General features: G+C 36.1%; 23 protein-coding genes. 4 read left to right on the forward strand and 19 right to left on the reverse strand.

Annotated elements, in window-relative coordinates; translation table 11 throughout:
- Positions 1-44: 44 nt before the first annotated feature.
- From ispE to ACQKNZ_RS19715, 7 genes are all read right to left on the reverse strand, one after another.
- The gene (gene ispE, locus ACQKNZ_RS19685; protein WP_427661397.1) at positions 45-911 is read right to left on the reverse strand and encodes a 4-(cytidine 5'-diphospho)-2-C-methyl-D-erythritol kinase; all 867 of its coding nucleotides are present in this window, start codon (positions 909-911) and stop codon (positions 45-47) included.
- A gap of 152 nt (positions 912-1,063) precedes the next feature.
- Entirely contained in the window at positions 1,064-1,240 is a 177-nt protein-coding gene (locus ACQKNZ_RS19690) for a small, acid-soluble spore protein, alpha/beta type (RefSeq protein WP_144541539.1), read from the reverse strand.
- 134 nt (positions 1,241-1,374) lie between these two features.
- Entirely contained in the window at positions 1,375-1,638 is a 264-nt protein-coding gene (veg, locus tag ACQKNZ_RS19695; RefSeq protein ID WP_144541541.1) for a biofilm formation stimulator Veg, read from the reverse strand.
- Positions 1,639-1,792: 154 nt separating this feature from the next.
- Positions 1,793-2,674, reverse strand: coding sequence for a 16S rRNA (adenine(1518)-N(6)/adenine(1519)-N(6))-dimethyltransferase RsmA (gene rsmA, locus ACQKNZ_RS19700; RefSeq protein WP_154311966.1), 882 nt, complete (start codon positions 2,672-2,674; stop codon positions 1,793-1,795).
- Entirely contained in the window at positions 2,671-3,237 is a 567-nt protein-coding gene (gene rnmV / locus ACQKNZ_RS19705; protein WP_154311967.1) for a ribonuclease M5, read from the reverse strand. The genes rsmA and rnmV overlap by 4 nt, the downstream gene beginning before the upstream one ends.
- A 173-nt stretch (positions 3,238-3,410) precedes the next feature.
- Positions 3,411-4,628: a G5 and 3D domain-containing protein gene (locus tag ACQKNZ_RS19710; protein WP_144541547.1), complete on the reverse strand. Its 1,218-nt coding sequence runs from the start codon at positions 4,626-4,628 to the stop codon at positions 3,411-3,413.
- Positions 4,629-4,750: 122 nt separating this feature from the next.
- Positions 4,751-5,521 carry a TatD family hydrolase gene (locus ACQKNZ_RS19715; RefSeq protein WP_144541549.1) on the reverse strand — a complete coding sequence of 257 codons (771 nt, stop codon included), beginning with the start codon at positions 5,519-5,521 and terminating at the stop codon, positions 4,751-4,753.
- 757 nt (positions 5,522-6,278) lie between these two features.
- Here ACQKNZ_RS19715 and ACQKNZ_RS19720 point away from each other — a divergent pair.
- From ACQKNZ_RS19720 to ACQKNZ_RS19730, 3 genes are all read left to right on the forward strand, one after another.
- On the forward strand, positions 6,279-6,788 hold the full coding sequence (locus tag ACQKNZ_RS19720; RefSeq protein WP_427661402.1) for a spore coat protein: 510 nt from the start codon (positions 6,279-6,281) through the stop codon (positions 6,786-6,788).
- A gap of 30 nt (positions 6,789-6,818) precedes the next feature.
- Positions 6,819-7,241: a spore coat protein gene (locus ACQKNZ_RS19725; protein WP_151111857.1), complete on the forward strand. Its 423-nt coding sequence runs from the start codon at positions 6,819-6,821 to the stop codon at positions 7,239-7,241.
- Between the two features lie 230 nt (positions 7,242-7,471).
- Entirely contained in the window at positions 7,472-7,687 is a 216-nt protein-coding gene (locus ACQKNZ_RS19730; protein ID WP_225216180.1) for a spore coat protein, read from the forward strand.
- A 408-nt stretch (positions 7,688-8,095) separates the two neighbouring features.
- On the opposite strand, the gene metG is transcribed toward ACQKNZ_RS19730, so the two are convergent.
- A complete protein-coding gene (gene metG, locus ACQKNZ_RS19735; protein WP_427661405.1) occupies positions 8,096-10,057 on the reverse strand; it encodes a methionine--tRNA ligase in 1,962 nt (653 codons plus the stop codon).
- Positions 10,058-10,390: 333 nt separating this feature from the next.
- Here metG and ACQKNZ_RS19740 point away from each other — a divergent pair, with 333 nt between their 5' ends.
- Positions 10,391-10,666 carry an AbrB/MazE/SpoVT family DNA-binding domain-containing protein gene (locus ACQKNZ_RS19740; RefSeq protein WP_144541581.1) on the forward strand — a complete coding sequence of 92 codons (276 nt, stop codon included), beginning with the start codon at positions 10,391-10,393 and terminating at the stop codon, positions 10,664-10,666.
- A 45-nt stretch (positions 10,667-10,711) separates the two neighbouring features.
- Here the strand turns inward: ACQKNZ_RS19740 and rsmI are convergent, their stop codons facing one another.
- The 11 genes from rsmI to ACQKNZ_RS19795 form a co-directional block, all read right to left on the reverse strand.
- Positions 10,712-11,587, reverse strand: a complete 876-nt coding sequence (gene rsmI, locus ACQKNZ_RS19745) for a 16S rRNA (cytidine(1402)-2'-O)-methyltransferase (protein ID WP_144541557.1) — start codon at positions 11,585-11,587, stop codon at positions 10,712-10,714.
- 4 nt (positions 11,588-11,591) lie between these two features.
- A complete protein-coding gene (locus ACQKNZ_RS19750; protein ID WP_151111862.1) occupies positions 11,592-11,849 on the reverse strand; it encodes a GIY-YIG nuclease family protein in 258 nt (85 codons plus the stop codon).
- Positions 11,836-12,582, reverse strand: coding sequence for a tRNA1(Val) (adenine(37)-N6)-methyltransferase (locus ACQKNZ_RS19755; RefSeq protein ID WP_151111864.1), 747 nt, complete (start codon positions 12,580-12,582; stop codon positions 11,836-11,838). Before ACQKNZ_RS19755 ends, ACQKNZ_RS19750 begins: the two co-directional genes overlap by 14 nt.
- A 64-nt stretch (positions 12,583-12,646) precedes the next feature.
- Positions 12,647-13,003: a DNA replication initiation control protein YabA gene (gene yabA, locus ACQKNZ_RS19760; RefSeq protein ID WP_144541563.1), complete on the reverse strand. Its 357-nt coding sequence runs from the start codon at positions 13,001-13,003 to the stop codon at positions 12,647-12,649.
- A 9-nt stretch (positions 13,004-13,012) separates the two neighbouring features.
- Positions 13,013-13,843 (reverse strand): PSP1 domain-containing protein, encoded by an 831-nt coding sequence (locus ACQKNZ_RS19765; RefSeq protein WP_151111868.1) that lies wholly within the window; start codon positions 13,841-13,843, stop codon positions 13,013-13,015.
- Positions 13,836-14,846, reverse strand: a complete 1,011-nt coding sequence (holB, locus tag ACQKNZ_RS19770) for a DNA polymerase III subunit delta' (protein WP_144541583.1) — start codon at positions 14,844-14,846, stop codon at positions 13,836-13,838. The genes ACQKNZ_RS19765 and holB overlap by 8 nt, the downstream gene beginning before the upstream one ends.
- Positions 14,847-14,984: 138 nt before the next feature.
- A complete protein-coding gene (locus ACQKNZ_RS19775) occupies positions 14,985-15,425 on the reverse strand; it encodes a YaaR family protein (protein WP_151111870.1) in 441 nt (146 codons plus the stop codon).
- A gap of 24 nt (positions 15,426-15,449) precedes the next feature.
- Positions 15,450-15,779 carry a cyclic-di-AMP receptor gene (locus ACQKNZ_RS19780; protein ID WP_151111872.1) on the reverse strand — a complete coding sequence of 110 codons (330 nt, stop codon included), beginning with the start codon at positions 15,777-15,779 and terminating at the stop codon, positions 15,450-15,452.
- 49 nt (positions 15,780-15,828) lie between these two features.
- Complete coding sequence (gene tmk, locus ACQKNZ_RS19785; protein ID WP_427661409.1) at positions 15,829-16,470, reverse strand: dTMP kinase; 642 nt, start codon at positions 16,468-16,470, stop codon at positions 15,829-15,831.
- A gap of 2 nt (positions 16,471-16,472) precedes the next feature.
- Complete coding sequence (locus ACQKNZ_RS19790; RefSeq protein ID WP_427661411.1) at positions 16,473-17,894, reverse strand: aminotransferase class I/II-fold pyridoxal phosphate-dependent enzyme; 1,422 nt, start codon at positions 17,892-17,894, stop codon at positions 16,473-16,475.
- A 401-nt stretch (positions 17,895-18,295) separates the two neighbouring features.
- The coding region (locus ACQKNZ_RS19795; RefSeq protein ID WP_427661413.1) for a hypothetical protein at positions 18,296-18,614 on the reverse strand (319 nt) is incomplete at its 5' end.

The following is an 18,614-nucleotide window of genomic DNA, read 5'->3' on the forward strand; positions in this document are numbered from 1 at the left end:
TAATCACGAATTTTTTATAGAAAACTTAACACAATTATACGTGTTTAAGCAAGAAATTCTCTATCTCCCATTAGTCTTACTGCATAAACTTCGTCGCAAAATCCTCTTAGTCCGTTATATACTCTCTGAACTCTAGATTCATGGTTGACAAGACCAAAGACGGTTGGACCGCTTCCACTCATCAATACTGCATCTGCGCCAAAACGTTGCATTTGCTCCTTTAGGTTTGCCACTTCAGGATAAAGCTTTAAGGTGACATCCTCTAAAACATTACCTAGGGAGTTACACATTAATTCATAATCTTTTTCCTGTATAGCCTTCAACATCTGCGTCGTTTTCGGATGAACAATCTGATCAACTTTTAAGTTTCCATATACATCAGCTGTTGATACACCTAGTGTCGGCTTAGCTAATATCACCCAACAGTTAGCTGGCGTTGGGAGCTCTTGAATTTTTTCTCCTCGGCCTGTTGCCAAAGCAGTTCCTCCGTATACACAAAATGCTACGTCTGATCCTATTTTTGTCCCGATTTGAGCTAGCTCGTCCAATGTAAGGTTTAACTCCCAAAGTATATTTAAACCCTTCAAGGTAGCTGCTGCATCGCTGCTACCACCAGCCAGACCAGCTGCTACTGGTATATTCTTTTCAATTTTAATAGAGACACCAGATTTCACCTTATACATTTCCTTCAGTACCTTTGCCGCTTGATAGGCAAGGTTACGATGATCATTTGGAACAAAGCGGTCTACTGAAATAATATGTATGATTCCATCTTCTCTCAATTCAAGCCCAATTCGGTCTGCCAAATCAACCGTGGTCATAATCATTTCCACTTCATGAAAACCATCGGGGCGTTTATGTAATACATCGAGTGTTAAATTTATCTTAGCAGGTGCTTTTACGTAGTACATCCCATCTGCTCCTTTTCCTACTTATGCTGTTCCCTATTTTACCATAGTACTACCTTTTTGAAAAAAATGAGAACAATCAAAAAGAAAAGGCTAATAATTCGCCTTTTCTTTGCTAGTTGTACGTTATTTTTGGATATCGTGCTCGGTAAGATTTATTTACTTTGGTTGTTCATTTGTTGTTCCGCCATTTCAATTGCGCGTTTCACCATATTACCTGCATCACGGGATTTAATCCCACCCCAGCCTTCAGTTTTAACTACATCATAAAATCCAAGATCTTTTGCAATCTCTTCTTTTAATTCTTTAGACATAATTCCTCTTCTAGCCATATTGGTGAATCCTCCTAATAACAACTAGCAATATTAGTATGTCCGATATAAAGAAAAAAACTCCCTTCCCATTCAATCGAATGAGGAAAGAAGTTTTTGTCATATAAAAATGTAAAAATAAAAGTTCTAAACAATCATTTTACTACAATTGAATTATTTGCTTCGTCATAAATAGTGATTTCTACTGCTTCTGTCAAAATGTCTGCATAACTATAAGATACACGTTCAAAAGAATTTTCATCTTGATCCAAATCGATTACGAATACAGCATGATATGTTTCTCTTAGTACACCTGCTCGTTCGATTGTCTTCTTACGTCCTCCGTTTGCTTTTAACTGCAAACGTTTCCCTAAATGATGATCTAATGACTTTTTAATATCAGCTAAAGTTTTTGGCATTCCGCTTACACCTCACTGATTACAATATTAACACATATCCATTTTTTTGTCAAACAAAACATTTTATCAACATAAGCATACTCTTGTCAACGTTTTTATTATTAGTTTAGGATACTTTTATTTATTAACATTACTAATATTGTAACAAGTAAATTTAATGGAAATTAGGATATAGTTCATCTGCCAATCGCCCAAATTCTTCAATACTTAATGTTTCTCCTCTGCGAGTAGGGTTAACCCCCACCTTTTCTAACGCTTGCACGATTAATTCCTTTTTTTCCTTGCCATTTGGCAGAGAAGATTGAAGGTTATTAATAATCGTTTTTCTGCGTTGAACAAAGGAGCCTCTTGAAACTTTAAACAAGAAGTCCTCATCAATAACTTGGACTGGCGGTGTTTCATGGCGAGTTAGCTTTATGACCGCAGAATCAACGTTAGGCTGTGGCATAAATACTGCCTTTGGAACAGTCATCGCTACTTCTGCTTTCATGTAATATTGAATGGCAATTGATAAGGATCCGTATGCTTTGGTACCCGGTGAAGCGGTAATTCGATCTGCCACCTCCTTTTGCATCATCACAACCATTCCCCGAATAGGTAAGCGATCCATTAACAGCTTTAGCAAAATAGGGGTTGTTACATAGTATGGCAAATTAGCTACAACCATGACATCCTTATAATCAGACAATCTCTCTTCAAACATTTGTAGCACATTTGCTTCAAGAATATCCCCATGAATGATTTCTACGTTATTATATGGTGACAGTGTGTCATCTAAGACTGGTAAAAGACGTTGGTCTATCTCAAATGCAACTACTTTTCCTGCCTCTCTTGCCAAGTGCTCTGTTAAGGCACCAATACCAGGTCCTATTTCAATAGCTGCTGATTCTTTCGTTAAATTAGCATGACTTACAATATTTCTAAGAATATTAGGGTCTATTAAGAAATTTTGCCCTAAGCTTTTCTTAAATGAAAATCCATATTTTTTAAGTATCTCTTGTGTGCGAACCGGGGTCGCTATATCTTTTTGTGTCATTCTTTGTTGTCCTCCAAATCGAGTTGCAGAATAGCTGCTTCAAGCTGCTCCCTGTGTATTTGAAAAATAGATAGCCTTTTTTGTAGCTGCTTTCCATTGGTATAGCCAATTTTTAAAAATTCACCCAGTCTTGTTCTCCGTTCCTTGGCTTTGGGGTGCCCAATTAACCTTCCTTCTATTAACACCTCTAAAGGTATTGAAATATGAGTTTCCGAGTCAGTTTTTGGGGTATAAATATCACTAAGAGCTTGTTGAATATCTTCATCCTTGGCATGTTCAATTCCCAGGCTCTTACCGTTTTTCGCTATCGTTTTTTCCTTAGATAAAAAAGCGTGCTTCACACCAGGTATTTGCTCTTCTATAATTGCACGAATTCTTCTTCCAGGATAATCTGGGTCAGTAAATACTATGACTCCTCTTTTTTCCTGGGCATGCTGAATTTTCATTAGTGTCTCTTTAGAAATGGCTGACCCATTGGTTTCTATAGTATCAGCATCTACTGCTCTTTTTATAGCAGTCGTATCATCTTTTCCTTCTACGACAATAATTTCTTTTATACGCAAGCATTTTCCCTCTTTTCTGCTTCTATGCTAGCCTCTATCATAACGCAAAAAAGCTCTCCCTATCAACGAGAGGGAAAGCTATACGGAAAATTTATATACATATATTCATGCAAGCTAGCACATAGTACACCCGATAATTCATACTATGCTAACCACTTACATTCCCATTTGTATTATTTTAAAACTTTTACACGTACTTTTTTGCGACCAAAATCATAGGCTTGCGATTTGGAAGCCATAAATAGATCTATTTTGTTTCCTTTTATAGCTCCACCAGTATCTCCAGCTATTGCATAACCATAGCCTTCAACCCACACCTTAGATCCAAGTGGAATGACACTAGGATCTACCGCCACAACTTTCACGTCTGGATTTGCTTTTAGGTTAATACCAGTAGCAGTTACTCCTGTACAGCCATTACAGCTAGCCGTGTATGCTGTAGCTGTAACATAAAACTCGCTTCCTCCAGATGGGGCTGCTGAGGTATTAGTACCACGCGATACGTTGGCACTGGCAGTCATTACTTTAGTTCCCACAGAAACAACCTTTTTCTTAGGCTCTTTTGTTACTTTTTCACTTACTATGTTACGAGAAACTTCCACTCCGTTTTCTTTAATAACCTCATAAGTGCGCGCAATAGATCCTTTTTCGCCTGTTTCAACTACTTTTTCTTTTCCTTTTAGAAGAGAATCGTCTTTCTTTGTAACTACTGCAAAGTTTGTTTCTTCCTCAACTACATCGGTGACCTTTTCTACTCTCACTATTTGTATTGCAGAATTAGGAAGTATAATTTCATCCATTTTCTGTTCTACACGGTCCAATTCATTCAATGGAATCTTATGTTTTTTTAAAAAGTCAGCGACCGTAGTCGAAGTGGACCATAATTTTTTCTCTTCCTTGCCATCTATAAGCGTTACTTCATATGCTTTCTCAATTGCAATTCGATTATCGGGTCCCACCTCTGCATCTGCAGCAGGGGTAATCGCATCATGTTCGGTGTATGGAACATTTGCCTTTGCTAGTACTTCTGAAACTAAATCATCAGTAGTCTGGACAGTTTGAATTTTACCATCTACCGTAATTTCTATTTGTCTTGCCTGCTCCCACTCAATCTCTAAATTATTTTTGATTGAAGTGTTCACTGAGGGATGTAAAAAATCATCGTTAGTGATTACTAGATTATTTTCATCTAGCAGCTCACCAACTGTATTGGCATGTGTTGTTATTTCTTGTTGTTCTCCGTTAACTGTTAAAGCAACAGTTTTCTTTGTTCCTTCGTATAAAACGAACGAAACTACTGCAAAAAACAATAGTAAAGATGCTATCGTTACTAGTGTTTTCTTGCTCCTCAATGAATGAAAGAACAGGTTTTTCATGGTTTTATCTTGCATGAAAAACGCCTCCTTGTTCACTCGTGTGATTATATAGAGTACTTTTAAGCTTGTCAACACTTTAGGTTTTTACCAATTTTTACATAACTGTGCGTATACCAATTGAAAATTACAGATAAATTTTAGTCTTCGATGTGGAAAAACCTCTTGGCATTACGGGTTGTTGCTTCAGCTACTTCTTCAACCGAGATACCCTTCAATCGTGCAATTTCTTCTGCTACTAGGGCAACAAGTGCCGGTTCATTTCTTTTACCTCTATGAGGATGTGGGGCCAAATAAGGAGCATCCGTTTCGATTAACAAATGATCTAAAGAAATTTCAGTTGCCACCTCTTTTGGCTTTTTGGCATTTTTAAATGTTACTGGTCCACCAAGTGAAATCATAAAGTTCATATCAATACATTGTTTAGCTGTTTCTACACTTCCACCGAAGCAGTGCATAATCCCACCTGTAAGATGAGCCTCCTCCTCTTTAAGAATTCTTACTACATCTTCTGTTGCTTCGCGATTATGTATGATGATTGGCAAGTTTACCTTTTGTGCTAAACGTATTTGCTTGCGGAAGATAGTCTGCTGAATTTCTTTTGGAGACTTGTCCCAATAATAATCTAGCCCTGTTTCACCAATACCTACTACTTTTTTATGAGCAGATAACTCTTCAATCCATTGTAAATCATCCTCAGTACAATCGATTGCGTCCACGGGATGCCAGCCGATTACTGCGTAAATAAACGGATATTTTTCTGCTAACTCCATTGCACGTTCAATTGTTTTACGATCAAAACCAATTACGACCATTTTGTTCACATTTGCCTCCAAGGCTCTTTGAATTACTTCCTGAAGATCTTCGTCATATTGGTCTGCGTTTAAATGGACATGTGTATCTATTAGCATATTCATTCTCCTATCTGAGCTTCATTTTACTTTTTTATTTGTTTACAATCATCACAATACTATTACATTTACATTAAATGAGTCATTTTTTCAATTATTTTGATTAATTTTACCTTATAAAATGACAAGTTTCCCAAAAATATTCAATTAAAAATAGTATTTATCGAATACTATTTAGATGTTTTAGGAACTTAATCGATTTAATATTATTAACCAAATTGACTTAAATAATTTTAAATAGGAAAGGTTTTCTTTAGGTAAATTACGATTAAATAATTTGTTAATTAACTTTAAAACAATACCATAAATAGGGTATTTGTCATTAATAATGACTCGTTTTTATGCTTTATATAGGTAACTACTCTTTGGAGAAAAATTTTATATTGCTTTATTAATGACATTAATTTAATAGATATAAAAATGTCCAATCTCTCATCTAATTTCCTCCTGATAACGCATTCCTTCATGATCAACTTTAATACACAAAATTCCTAAATCATTTATACCTTCCACCATAATCAAACTGTTTATCTCCCTATATTGAAGTCCTCAGGCCAGATTAAATCTGGGTTTTTAAAACACCTACTGTACTTTTAAGATTTCTTCTAAAAATAGATATTCATTTTAAAAAAACATAGTTTTTTTAGATAGTCAAAAAAACTATGTCAGTAATTAACTTGTTCATATGATACAGAAGTGAGGTTGCAAATTAAGCATTTTTTACAACCAAGCTAGTAAATAGGAAAGGAGATTTTATATGAGTCACTGGAAATGTAAACATTGTAGTTACGAAAGTAATTATCCAGTAAGGAACTGCCAACGTTGTAACGGCTTTAATTCTGAGGATAGCACCCTGGAAAAGAATCACTGGCATTATAATAATGACTTTAGTGAAGCAACGGTCTTAGAAGATTTTGATCAGGTCTCATCTGTAGACCAAGAATCCGATGAACTAATCTGGATTAAGGATTCATGCAACATTACTGTTCAGACAACAGATACTCAAGCATCGGTATCCCTTCAAGTAGGCTTACAACTTGCAATTGCTCTAGTTGTAAGTATTGCAATTGGGGATTCTGATCAGGGTCAAGCTGTTGCAAATGACATTTTTCAACAATTTAATGATGAACAAACCAACAGACAAAAAATCATTATTGATAACTCAAATGACGTTAACATTGTAACTACTGATACAGACTTGGCCGTGAATATTCAGGCAATGCTACAAGTATTGGTTTCATTAGTAGTTAGATTAGATGTTCTTTAAATTTAATATAAAATGAAAAGAGGTGAAAATATGAATAAATGGAGAGCATTAGATCATTGCAATGACACCAGAAATAACAATGCGGATGTTCAGCAAAACGGTGAACAAATCGTTTCCAATAAGCAACAATCATATGAATGGATTATTGTAAGGGATTCAGAAGGTGTTGAAATTCAAACAACAGATACCCAAGCAGCTTTGTCGTTACAATTAGGAATTCAAGCTGCAATTGCAGCAGTTATTAGCGTTACTCTAGGAGATACAGATCAAGCTAGAGCAGTTGCTCAAGATATGAAACAATTTATAAAAACTAAACAACGAAACGTTCAAAAAACGATTGTCGAGGGGTCAAGAAATATAACAGTTACAACCACTGATACCGACTTGGCAGTGAACATTCAGGCAATGCTTCAAATCCTTCTTGCTTTAGTAGCTAGGTTAGATATTCTATAATAAATTCAAAATAAATCGAAGAGTCTAGAAAAACTTAAATATAATTATAGTACGCTCAAAATGGATTCGAGCGATTATATGTTTAAAATATTTTCTATTTAACCTCCAGCTAAGATTTTTAATGAGTCTAAAAATTAGTAGGTTTGGAAAACGAAAAACATCCCTCGTCTCCTCTTAATTCATAGTTGCATATAATAATACAAATGATATTACAAGAAGGAGTGATGGACGTGAGCGATTTACCTAAAAAAAATGCAATTCCTGAAAAGGTCATTGATTTAATAGTAAGTGATACACTGCGTAAAAATGGCGTAAATCTAGATGATGTTAAAGGAAAATTATCCACTGAGCAAAAGCAGTTACTTAAAGAGCTTGTGGAAGAACTAACCATGCAAGTTGATCAATTTGTTGATCAACCGACATCCCATAAAAAGGATGCTAAATGAATTAAATTCAATTTCCGATGAAGATCGATATTAAAGAAATATGGAAGAGAATAACGTATATTTGATTTCTGCTATGGGCGGAAGTTTTAAGTGGGGAGAGCGGATAAGCCATCGCTACAAGCTCACGCATGTTTGTGAAGGCTTTCTGTCTCACTCATCCCACTGGAATCGTCACCTGCAGTTTCAACAATTAATGTCCAAGTTGTACTGACAATTAATATTTAAGGTAATACCTCAAATAGATATTTACTAAAGCGCCTTTAACAAAGGCGTTTTATTTTTGAATACTGCTACACAATTGACACTACAGCTTTTCCACCTTTCACCAAGGAGAAGCTTTCAAAGTAAAAATTCTCTTTATTAGTACAAAAAAACTGCCGCTCATGCGACAGTTTTTTGGATAATCAATTATTTTACTTGTGCACCATTTTCTAATTTTTCATCTACAGTTGCTAGAGTTAAAAATCCATCTTTTTCACCAGCCAAAATCATACCTTGAGATAGCTCTCCTCTAAGTTTAACTGGTTTTAAATTAGCCACTACAATTACCTTCTTACCGATAAGTTCCTCCGGCTTATAATGCTTTGCAATCCCAGATACTACTTGGCGCTTCTCATAACCTAAATCTAATTGTAATTTAAGTAGCTTGTCTGCTTTAGGGATTGCTTCACATTCTAAAACAGTTGCTACACGTAGATCAACTTTAAAGAAATCGTCAATTGAGATTTCCTCTGTTTGCTCTTCTTCTGGTTCTTCCTTCGCCTCTTCTTGTGAAGTCATAACAGAACCTCGCATTTTCTCACGAATATAAGCAACTTCCTCATCTACGTCTAAGCGAGGGAAAATCGGTACTCCTGTACTTATTACTTGTGTACCTTCTGGAATAACATTAAATTTCCCTAACTTATCCCATTCTAGATATATTTCTGTTAATCCCAGCTGCTCCATAATTTCTTTTGGGCTGTTAGGCATAAATGGTTGTATTAATGTAGCTATTTGGCGAAGGCTTTCTGCTAGGTTAGTCATGACACTAGCTAGCTGCGCTTTAGTAGCCTCATCCTTTGCAAGCACCCATGGTTGTGTCTCATCAATATATTTGTTAGTGCGAGATACTAGAGACCAAAGCTCTCCCAATACAATACTAAATTGCATTTTTTCCATATTTAATTCATATTTTTCAATTGCTTCTTTAGCAAATTGTTGTAATGTACTATCAAATTGAGTAGGTTCTCCTTGTTTTACAGGAATCTGACCACCAAAATACTTATTAATCATAGAAACTGTTCTATTCAATAGATTCCCTAAGTCGTTTGCAAGGTCAAAATTTGTACGTTCTACAAAGGATTCTGGAGAGAATACACCATCTTGACCAAATGGAAGCTCACGAAGTAAGAAATAGCGAGTAGCGTCTAAGCCATATTTCTCTACTAGCATCTCTGGGTATACAACGTTTCCTTTAGATTTAGACATCTTACCGTCCTTCATCATGATAAAACCATGTGCAAAAACCTTTTTAGGTAGAGGTAAGTCTAAAGCCATTAAGAATATTGGCCAATAGATTGTATGGAAACGTACAATATCCTTCCCTACTACATGTACATCTGCAGGCCAGTACTTTTTGAATAGAGAATCATCATCTGACATATAACCTAGTGAAGTAATATAATTAGTTAAAGCATCCACCCATACGTAAATAACATGCTTCGCATCCCCTGGAACATGGATTCCCCAATCAAAGGAAGTCCTGGAGACTGATAGGTCCTCTAGGCCTGGCTTGATGAAATTATTAATCATTTCATTTTTTCTAGACTCTGGCTCGATAAATTCCACATTATTTTCGTAGTAATCTAGCAAGCGATCAGCATACTTCTTCATATTAAAGAAATAGGATTCTTCCTTTACTTTATGAACAGGTCTACCACAATCAGGACAGTTTCCTTCATCTAATTGAGTTTCTGTGAAAAAAGATTCACAAGGAGTACAATATAAACCCTCATATTCACCTTTATAAATATCTCCGTTATCTAGGAACTTTTTAAAAATTTTCTCTACCGCTTGAGTATGGCGTTTTTCCGTAGTTTGAATAAAGTCATCGTAAGATATATTCATAGTCGCCCATGTTTTCTTAGAAGCTTCCGCAATTTCATCTACGTAAGCTTGTGGTTCCATTCCAGCTTCCTGGGCTTTTTCCTGTATCTTCTGTCCATGCTCGTCCATACCTGTTAAGAAACGTACATCATAACCTCGTAAGCGTTTATATCTTGCCATTGCATCGGAAGCTACAGTTGTATAAGCCGTTCCAATATGGAATTTACCACTCGGATAGTAAATTGGTGTCGTTATATAAAAAGTTTTGTCTTGTGCATTCAATGATTGCTGCCTCCAATGCTGAATCTTCTATAATATTCATTTTATCTAAATGGGTTATGGGTTTCAATCTATTCATCTAAGCATTTTTGTCGAATTATATTTATTCCACATATTATTTCCAAAAATATCAATATTATTCCTAAGAATGATATAATTCATCTTTTTTAGAGGAATATTATGTAAGCGTAGTCATATTTTTATCATCAAATCTAATGAAAACAGAAGAATAATTATTGACCAATATGGTAGTACTTGGTATGATTAAGTACATAAAAGAGGTTAATGTCGAATTTTGGCGAAAAATATACACTCTTGAGAGGAGAAACTTTAATAATGAAATCTACAGGTATTGTTCGTAAAGTTGATGAATTAGGACGCGTAGTTATTCCTATCGAACTTCGTCGTACACTAGGTATAGCTGAAAAAGATGCGCTTGAAATATATGTTGACGATGATAAAATCATCTTAAAAAAATATATGCCAAATATGACTTGTGCAGTTACTGGTGAAGTATCAGATGAAAACCTTCGTCTTGTTGGTGGTAAACTGATTCTTAGCCCAGAAGGTGCAGAACAGTTAATCAAAGAAATTCAAAGCAGCTTAAAATAATTACTTAATTAAAACATCCGTTCATAACTTATGGCGGATGTTTTATTATGTTACGTGATAGCTTTGATAAACTTCTCTTTTAGATAGTCCTCTTTGAATAGCCACCTCTTTAATAGCTTCTTTCGATTTTAATTGTTTTTCATTCATTAAATGTTCCACGTGTTCCTCAATACTTAAATTAATCCACCATGCCTCTTCTTCTAGTACTTCTTCTGTATCATTGCCTTCTAGCACAATGCAAAATTCACCACGAATTTCATTAGACTCGGCCCATTCTAATGCTTCCTCTACCGTTCCTCTTAAAAATTCCTCAAACTTTTTAGTAAGTTCTCTAGCTAACACAATGCGACGTGACCCTTCCATGATCGCTTGTATATCTTTTAATGTATCCTTCAGGCGATGTGGAGCTTCATACAATAGTATCGTCTCTTGTCTCTTTTGGAGCAATGTAATTTCTTTTTTTCGTTCCTTTTTATTTCTGCTAAGAAATCCATAAAAAAAGAATGGCTGAGTTGACATACCCGAAGCTATTAGTGCACTCAATGCAGCGTTGGCTCCTGGCACCGGGACAACCGCAAATCCTTCATCTATAGCTTTTGCTGCTATATCTGCTCCTGGATCTGAGATACAAGGTAAACCAGCATCACTGACTAAAGCTACTTGTTTTCCTTCTCTCAGTATTTCTAATATTTTTTCTCCGCCAACTTGTTGGTTATGGTCATGATAACTCATTAAAGGGGTAGATATCTCAAAATAATTACATAGTTTTTTTGAGTTTCTTGTGTCCTCTGCTGCTATGTAATCTACCTCTTTCAAAATACGAATAGCCCGCATAGTCATATCTTCTAAATTGCCAATTGGAGTTGCCACTAAATACAAACAGCTACTCTGTTCGTGCTCAGTAGATTTTTGTGATTTCATTTCCTTACTCTCCTCTCATATAGGCTATTTTTTGCTTTCTAGTTAACTGTTTAAAAGCATACTCCGCCTGCATAGCCTCTTGCTTTGTATCAAAGGTTTCCTTATATACGCACTGAACTGGAATTCTTGCTCGTGTGTATTTGGCTCCTTTTCCCTCATTATGAGTTTTAATCCGCTTCGTTAAATCATTCGTATAACCGGCGTAATAGGAACCGTCTTTACATTGTAATACATAGAAGGTATGAATTTTATTTGTCTCCATAGAGCATCTCTTTTATTTCATCTGTGTACTTACCATCATCTTCGTACACATATAAAGGAGGAAGAATCTTCAAATCAGGCTTACCGTCCTTTATTCCTTCTATTAATAATGTATTTGCTTCCTTCCCCTTCTTTGGATACACAAAGCGAATACGTTTTGGTTCTAACCGATTGGCCCTCATTGCAGTAACAATGTCCAACAATCTACCTGGTCGATGTACAAATGCTGCTTTTCCGCCCTGCTTTAGCAGCTCACTCGCAGATTGCACAGCCTCTTCCAAGGTTAGATGAATTTCATGCCTAGCAATGGCCAAATGTTCCTTTAGGTTTTTTTCACTTGCTTCATGAGCTGGAAAGTAAGGGGGATTACAGGTAACCACATCGTATTTCTCTGAACCTAATTTTCCTGCGATACCAATAACATTGTCTTGTATAATACGAATTTGATCGGTTAGTTGGTTGTATTTGGTACTTCTAATTGCCATATCGGCTAATCTTTCTTGTAACTCAATACCTATTATTTCTGACTTTGACCGAGCACTTAGGAATAGAGGGATTGCACCATTCCCTGTACACAAATCAACTATTTTTCCCTTTTTAATCGGCACGTATGTAAATCGAGCCAGTAATACTGCATCCAAGGAAAAGGAGAAAACAGAAGGGCTTTGTATGATTCGTAATTCCTCTGCCAATAAATAATCTAGCCTTTCATCATCCTTGAGCCATTGTTCCATAAATCCTACCTCCATAAAAACAAAAGACTGACATCCACCTTATGGAGTGGCATCAGTCAATTGATTAGACATTTTGTTTATTTAAAAAAGATAAGCAAAATAAACAATCTTCCTCCTTACGAGGACTTCCAAAGTGAACATGACATACATGGTACCCTTCCTGATATAGCCTAGCTAAGTTATCATAGCCTTCTCCTATATCAGCTTTGTTCAATCGATTTTCTCGTATCTTTTCGTCCATTGCTTCTTTTTCATGTATCTCATCTAGCCTTTGTCTTAAATGATTATTTTCTTCTTGTAACGCTTGTCGTTCTTCTATCATAATCGCTACAAACTCTTTCAACGCGCGAAACTGGAGTTGCGTGGACTCTAATTGTTTTTCAAATTCTATAATTGTATCCAAAAAATTACGGTCCATCACCTATTCACCTCATTGCCCCGTCCACTGAACTGGGTTTTTAGCATAGTTTACAATCTCATCTAACGTATAATCTAACACACGTAAAGGATCGCCCAACTCAATACGTAAAATTCTTTCTAAAATATTCATGCTGACAACTTTTCCATATCCATCTGGTGTCTCAATTCTATCACCAATGTCAGGCATTTGCTCTCTTGCCGTCTCGTATTCATCATTTTCATACTTTAAGCAACACATTAATCGGCCGCATAAACCTGAAATTTTAGAAGGATTTAGAGATAGATTTTGATCCTTTGCCATTTTAATAGACACTGGTTCGAAATCTCCTAGAAAGGTTGAACAGCAGAGCATTCTTCCACAAGGCCCTATGCCGCCTAACATTTTAGCTTCATCTCGAACTCCAATTTGTCGAAGTTCAATTCGTGTTCTGAAGACTGAAGCAAGATCTTTTACTAAATCACGAAAATCTACTCGTCCTTCAGCTGTAAAATAGAAGATTATTTTGTTGCGATCGAATGTATATTCAACATCAACAAGCTTCATCTCTAATTCTCTTTGTAGTATCTTTTCAGTCCCCAGAGCTAATGCCTGAGCTGATTCTAAACGATTTTCTTCCACCTGGATTCGATCCTTTTCTGTGGAAGGGCGTACTACTTGTTTTAAAGGTAAAACTACATCATTTTCTCCTACTTGCTTAATAGGTACGACAACTTTTCCGTACTCTACCCCGCGAGCAGTTTCTACGATGACATAATCATCCTTTTCTAAATCATAATCCACTGGATCAAAATAATATATTTTACCCGCTTTTTTAAAGCGGACTCCTACAACTTTATACAAAACTATACCCCTCCTGCAGGTTAAGCATTAGCTGCTCCATCATCAGTGTCCGGTTCATATTCCTATGCAAATTCTGTTTTGCATCTAAAATTAGTTCTAACTGTTTAGACAATTGCTCGTATGTCTTATACAATGCTACCTGTTTCCAAAAAGAAATCATATCTGGATAAGTACAAACTGCGAGTGGAGTTGCTTTTATAGCTACTATATCACGATAAGCAAATAGTAGTAAATCTAATACTTGTTCTGCTTGTTCCTTTTCTTTTAGAAGTGGGCCAAAATCTTCTTGAATACACATTAATGCATCTTGAACACTTTTTTCACTTGCTTCCACCAATTTTAACACTGATTTCCTTGCAAGTCCAAATTGCTCGTCTTTCGCTAAATTTAGACCTTCTTCTACCTCATTCGTCATTCTACTTACAGTGGAAGCCATAGAATCTGTGATTCCTTCCTCTATTAACTTCTGCTTTAATATCGATTGAGGCATAGTAGCCAAGCCGATATGCTGACATCTTGAACGTATAGTTGGAAGCAAAGCATGCATCTTATCTGTCAATAAAATTGCTGTAATCTCACTTTGTGGCTCCTCTAAAAATTTTAGCAGCGTATTAGAGGAACTAATGTTTAATCGGTCTGCTTCATGGATCACATAAACTTTTCTTCCGCTTTCTAAAGAGGTTTTACTCATCTCATGTATCAGATCATCTATTTGATTTCTTTTTATATTTTGTCCATCTGGCTCTATCTGACTAAGATTTAAATGATTATGCGATTTTAGCCTTTTACAGCTTCGACATGTTTCACATGGAACATTTCCTGTCGAATTCTCGCAAAACATCAGTTGTACAAAAAACTGCATAACCTTTGTTTTTCCTGTACCCTTGGCCCCTTCAATTATATAAGCATGTCCAATACGATTTTTAGCTACAATAGATTGAATATGTTTTATAGCTACTGGTTGCATTCTTTCTATGTTTTGTATTGACCATTCTTCTACCATGCTCAATCTTGTTCCACCTTTCTCATAAAAACGTAAGCTCCTGAAGCTAGACACCGAATAAATAAATTGCAAAAAAGCATATACTTCCTATCTTCTAAAAAATCCCGTGTCTCGCTTTGTGCGAAAACACGGGAGCTTCTACGTATACAAATTAATAAGTAAGCCTTTAATTTCACCTATTTTATCCAACAATTCAATGGAACTCTTTTCTTGGCTTAGAATTTCTTCCGCTAGCTCTACTAATTTCTCATCAATTGTCTCTACTATTTTTAGCTTTCTACCTTCACCAAATCTATTCCACGTATGAGACTGTTTTAACCCCATACCGAAATCTACTGCTTCTTCCAAAAACTTTTTAATTAGCATTTTAAACTTTGCCATATCACGTAGGTTTCTTGACCGAGCTAGACGATCACCAGCTGTTGTAATATCACCTAACAGCCTAGTCAGAGCTTCAGTTTGCATTCTTTGGTCATGCTTCGTTACCATTTGCCCAAATTTTGCCGAATTCGTATTATTCTGTATAGAATCTTTACGTATTTTATCTATCCCTACTCGTAAATCTTGATTAATTTTCAACGTTTTCTGTCCTTTCCTTCATTATTAAAAATGATGGAATTGTTCAATTGGGAGTACGAATACCGTTGCTCCACCGACCTCTACTTCAACCGGATACGGTATATATGAGTCTGCGTTTCCTCCCATAGGAGAAACCGGAGCAACCATCTGCTCCCGGGCACGACAATTATCTCTTATTAGTTCTAACGCAGAAGGTACCAAGGAGTCATCTGTACCGATTAAAAATGTAGTATTCCCAGATCTTAGAAATCCACCTGTACTAGCAAGTTTTGTCGCTCGAAACTTTGCTTTCGTTAACGCATTCGATAATCTATTACTATCTTGGTCCTGCACTACAGCTACTATTAATTTCATCGCTACTCACTCCTACTTTTATTTTCTGTTTATTTTATTATAGCATTTATTACCTAAAAATTCCTAATTCCATTTTTACCATTTTATAAGCCTCTTCCAACACCTCTTCCAATGATTTAGAGGCATCTATCACTTGTATTCTCTCAGGATATTGTTCCACTAATGATAGGTACCCTTTTCTCACTTTTTGATGGAAATAAAGACTTTCCACGTCTAATCTATTTTTCTCTCTGGTGCTATGAGCATTAATTCGCTTCAGTCCAAGACTCGGCTCAATATCAAATAGAAGCGTCTTGTCTGGCATCGTTTGTCCAATTGCAAATTGGTTAATGGATAATATCTCCTCTACTCCAATTCCTCTTGCATAGCCTTGATATGCAAGTGAGCTATCGATAAAACGATCACAAATAACAATTTTTCCAGCCTCTAGGGAAGGTTGAATTTTTTCCACTAGATGCTGTCTTCTAGCCGCTGCATACAACAAAGCTTCCGTGCGGCTATCCATCATTGTATGCTCGTTATCTAAAATTATGCTACGAATTTTCTCGGAGATTTTAATACCGCCAGGCTCTCTTGTCATGACAACATCGTAGCCCTCTTTCACTAATCTTTCCCCAAGTAATTGCATAACAGTTGTTTTCCCTGCACCTTCAGGACCTTCACTTGATATAAAATACCCTTTTTTCTGCACTATTAATCCTCCACTACATATATTAGCTTTTCTGCAAGCTTATGCTCTCCTTGAAAGAAAGCACCTTTATCAATCCAATCTTCTAGCTCTGTTAACATAGAGATCGTAATTTTCTCCCCTGGTATAACTAATGGAATACCAGGTGGGTATGGAATGATGATTCCTTTTGCAATTCTACCTATTGACCGAGCATAGGGAATCCATTCTCCTTGCTTACAGTTTAACAAACCTATATTCATTTCAATCGTAGATACTGTTTTCAAAGAACTTTTTGATATTGCCTTAGGAACTATCGGCTCCTCTTTTTGAAGCTCATCTACTGCCATTTTTATACGCTTTCTTACTTCTGCAAAAGGATAATCTTGCTCTTTTTTCAATAATGGTAATATTATTAAAACCTGATATGTATCAGCAAGCTCAACGTAAATGTGCTGATCTTGTAACGCCCTTTGAATTTGAAATCCAGAATAATCTCCCACACGCATTAACAGTTTCAATGGATCATCTACCTCTATAATCTCCACTTGTTTAATCGATTGTAATGCCTGTTTAAATAGCTCTCTTTTATATAGTAGCTGCTTGAAATCCATTTCATTGTATCTTTGCACATAGCTCCTAGCATCGTCTAGTGAAGCCATCAGTAGATAGGAAGGGCTGCTTGATTGAAGCATCCTTAAATACTTATTTACTCGGGGCGCTTCAATAATTGAAGAGTTTATATGCAAAAAAGATCCCATCGTCATAGCCGGCAATGTCTTATGAGCCGATTGAACAACTATGTCTGCACCATATTGAAGAGCGGATTGTGGTAGTCCTTTGTAAACTAGGAAATGGGCACCATGTGCTTCATCCACTAATACTGGAAGGTTTCTTGCATGGCAGTAGTCTATAATTTTTTTTATCTCCTCCGAAGCCATTCCATAATAGCTTGGGTAAGTAAGTATTACACCTTTTGCCTGTGGAAACTCTTCTATGGCAATCTGAATAGATTCTGCCGATACATAAGTGGCTGTTTTTGTACGATCATCCCATTCCGGTGAGACAAAAATTGGTTCAACGCCTACTAATTCAATTGCATGAAAAATAGACTTATGGGCGTTTCTTTGAACAATTATTTGTTCTCCATACTGACAGGTAGCATATAGCATCGCTAAGTTTCCAACTGTTGTTCCATTCACAAGAAAATAGCTTTTTTTTGCTCCATAAGTAGATGCCAGTAATTCTTCTGCTTCTTTAATAGCTTCTTCAGGATGATGATAGTCATCTAAACCATTTAATTCGGTCAAGTCGTAGGACAGTGCACCTTTAATAGGAGCTGGAAGGTTAGATAAGAGTCCATGTTTATGACCAGGAACATGAAAGGATATATTTTTTTGATTATGAAATTTTTCTAATGCTTCTACTAATGGACGTTTTTCATGCATTTTTTTTACCCCACGAAATTTTATTATCTTTCTATTATACATGAAATAGGAGTAGATGTTTTGAACCTATTTTTGGCCTAAAAAGATGGATATTATAATATATATTTATTTTCCGGGAAATTTTTTGAAGGGTGTCATTTTCTTTTAATGACTTTGAATGATCTTTGATTATAAGATAATAGTAGGATTTTTTTGAGCGAGAGTCCTCCCTTTGACTACACAAGAGTCTTGAGGATAATCCTTGTTTCTTTATTCATGTCTTACTTGCTTATTTTCTATTTAATAGTAATAGAACACTTCATATGTAAGAAATGCATATGAAATAATAGGAAGGTGTCATTTACTCTATAAAGAATTGATTATTTTATCTATCTGGCTGTATTTAAAGATGCTTACTCTAATTATATATTCCTTTGGTCTTTCTCTTTGTAATTAACTAAACCAAAACAAAAAGTCACTTGGTGACGACTTTCTATGTACCAGCGACGTCCTACTCTTGCAGGGGAACCCCCAACTACCATCGGCGCGGCTGCGAAACCAGATGGGCGGCAGATTTCTTCGTCAGCCGCAGTCGATCGGTTCTCGCGTATGCTATACGCTCCGAGCCTCTCTTCCTTGCTTCCTTGAACTCTTTGCCCCTCTGCTTTCTCGCACACTTGCTTAGATAATGATGATTGCCTTCGGCCTTTTTCTCTTAATACAAAAAAGCCGCCACCGATT

The sequence above is a fragment of the Psychrobacillus sp. NPDC093200 genome (assembly GCF_050280345.1).
Lineage (GTDB): Bacteria > Bacillota > Bacilli > Bacillales_A > Planococcaceae > Psychrobacillus > Psychrobacillus faecigallinarum.

Excerpts from the sequence above, each read along its gene's own strand:
- ACQKNZ_RS19740 (WP_144541581.1), top strand. The coding sequence starts at position 10,391 with ATGAAATCTACAGGTATTGTTCGTAAAGTTGATGAATTAGGACGCGTA.
- holB (WP_144541583.1), bottom strand. The coding sequence starts at position 14,846 with ATGGTAGAAGAATGGTCAATACAAAACATAGAAAGAATGCAACCAGTA.
- ACQKNZ_RS19715 (WP_144541549.1), bottom strand. The coding sequence starts at position 5,521 with ATGCTAATAGATACACATGTCCATTTAAACGCAGACCAATATGACGAA.
- veg (WP_144541541.1), bottom strand. The coding sequence starts at position 1,638 with ATGCCAAAAACTTTAGCTGATATTAAAAAGTCATTAGATCATCATTTA.
- ACQKNZ_RS19750 (WP_151111862.1), bottom strand. The coding sequence starts at position 11,849 with ATGGAGACAAATAAAATTCATACCTTCTATGTATTACAATGTAAAGAC.
- ACQKNZ_RS19720 (WP_427661402.1), top strand. The coding sequence starts at position 6,279 with ATGAGTCACTGGAAATGTAAACATTGTAGTTACGAAAGTAATTATCCA.
- rsmA (WP_154311966.1), bottom strand. The coding sequence starts at position 2,674 with ATGACACAAAAAGATATAGCGACCCCGGTTCGCACACAAGAGATACTT.
- ACQKNZ_RS19755 (WP_151111864.1), bottom strand. The coding sequence starts at position 12,582 with ATGGAACAATGGCTCAAGGATGATGAAAGGCTAGATTATTTATTGGCA.
- ACQKNZ_RS19690 (WP_144541539.1), bottom strand. The coding sequence starts at position 1,240 with ATGGCTAGAAGAGGAATTATGTCTAAAGAATTAAAAGAAGAGATTGCA.
- ACQKNZ_RS19790 (WP_427661411.1), bottom strand. The coding sequence starts at position 17,894 with ATGCATGAAAAACGTCCATTAGTAGAAGCATTAGAAAAATTTCATAAT.
- ispE (WP_427661397.1), bottom strand. The coding sequence starts at position 911 with ATGTACTACGTAAAAGCACCTGCTAAGATAAATTTAACACTCGATGTA.
- rsmI (WP_144541557.1), bottom strand. The coding sequence starts at position 11,587 with ATGAAATCACAAAAATCTACTGAGCACGAACAGAGTAGCTGTTTGTAT.
- ACQKNZ_RS19780 (WP_151111872.1), bottom strand. The coding sequence starts at position 15,779 with ATGAAATTAATAGTAGCTGTAGTGCAGGACCAAGATAGTAATAGATTA.
- ACQKNZ_RS19725 (WP_151111857.1), top strand. The coding sequence starts at position 6,819 with ATGAATAAATGGAGAGCATTAGATCATTGCAATGACACCAGAAATAAC.
- ACQKNZ_RS19710 (WP_144541547.1), bottom strand. The coding sequence starts at position 4,628 with ATGCAAGATAAAACCATGAAAAACCTGTTCTTTCATTCATTGAGGAGC.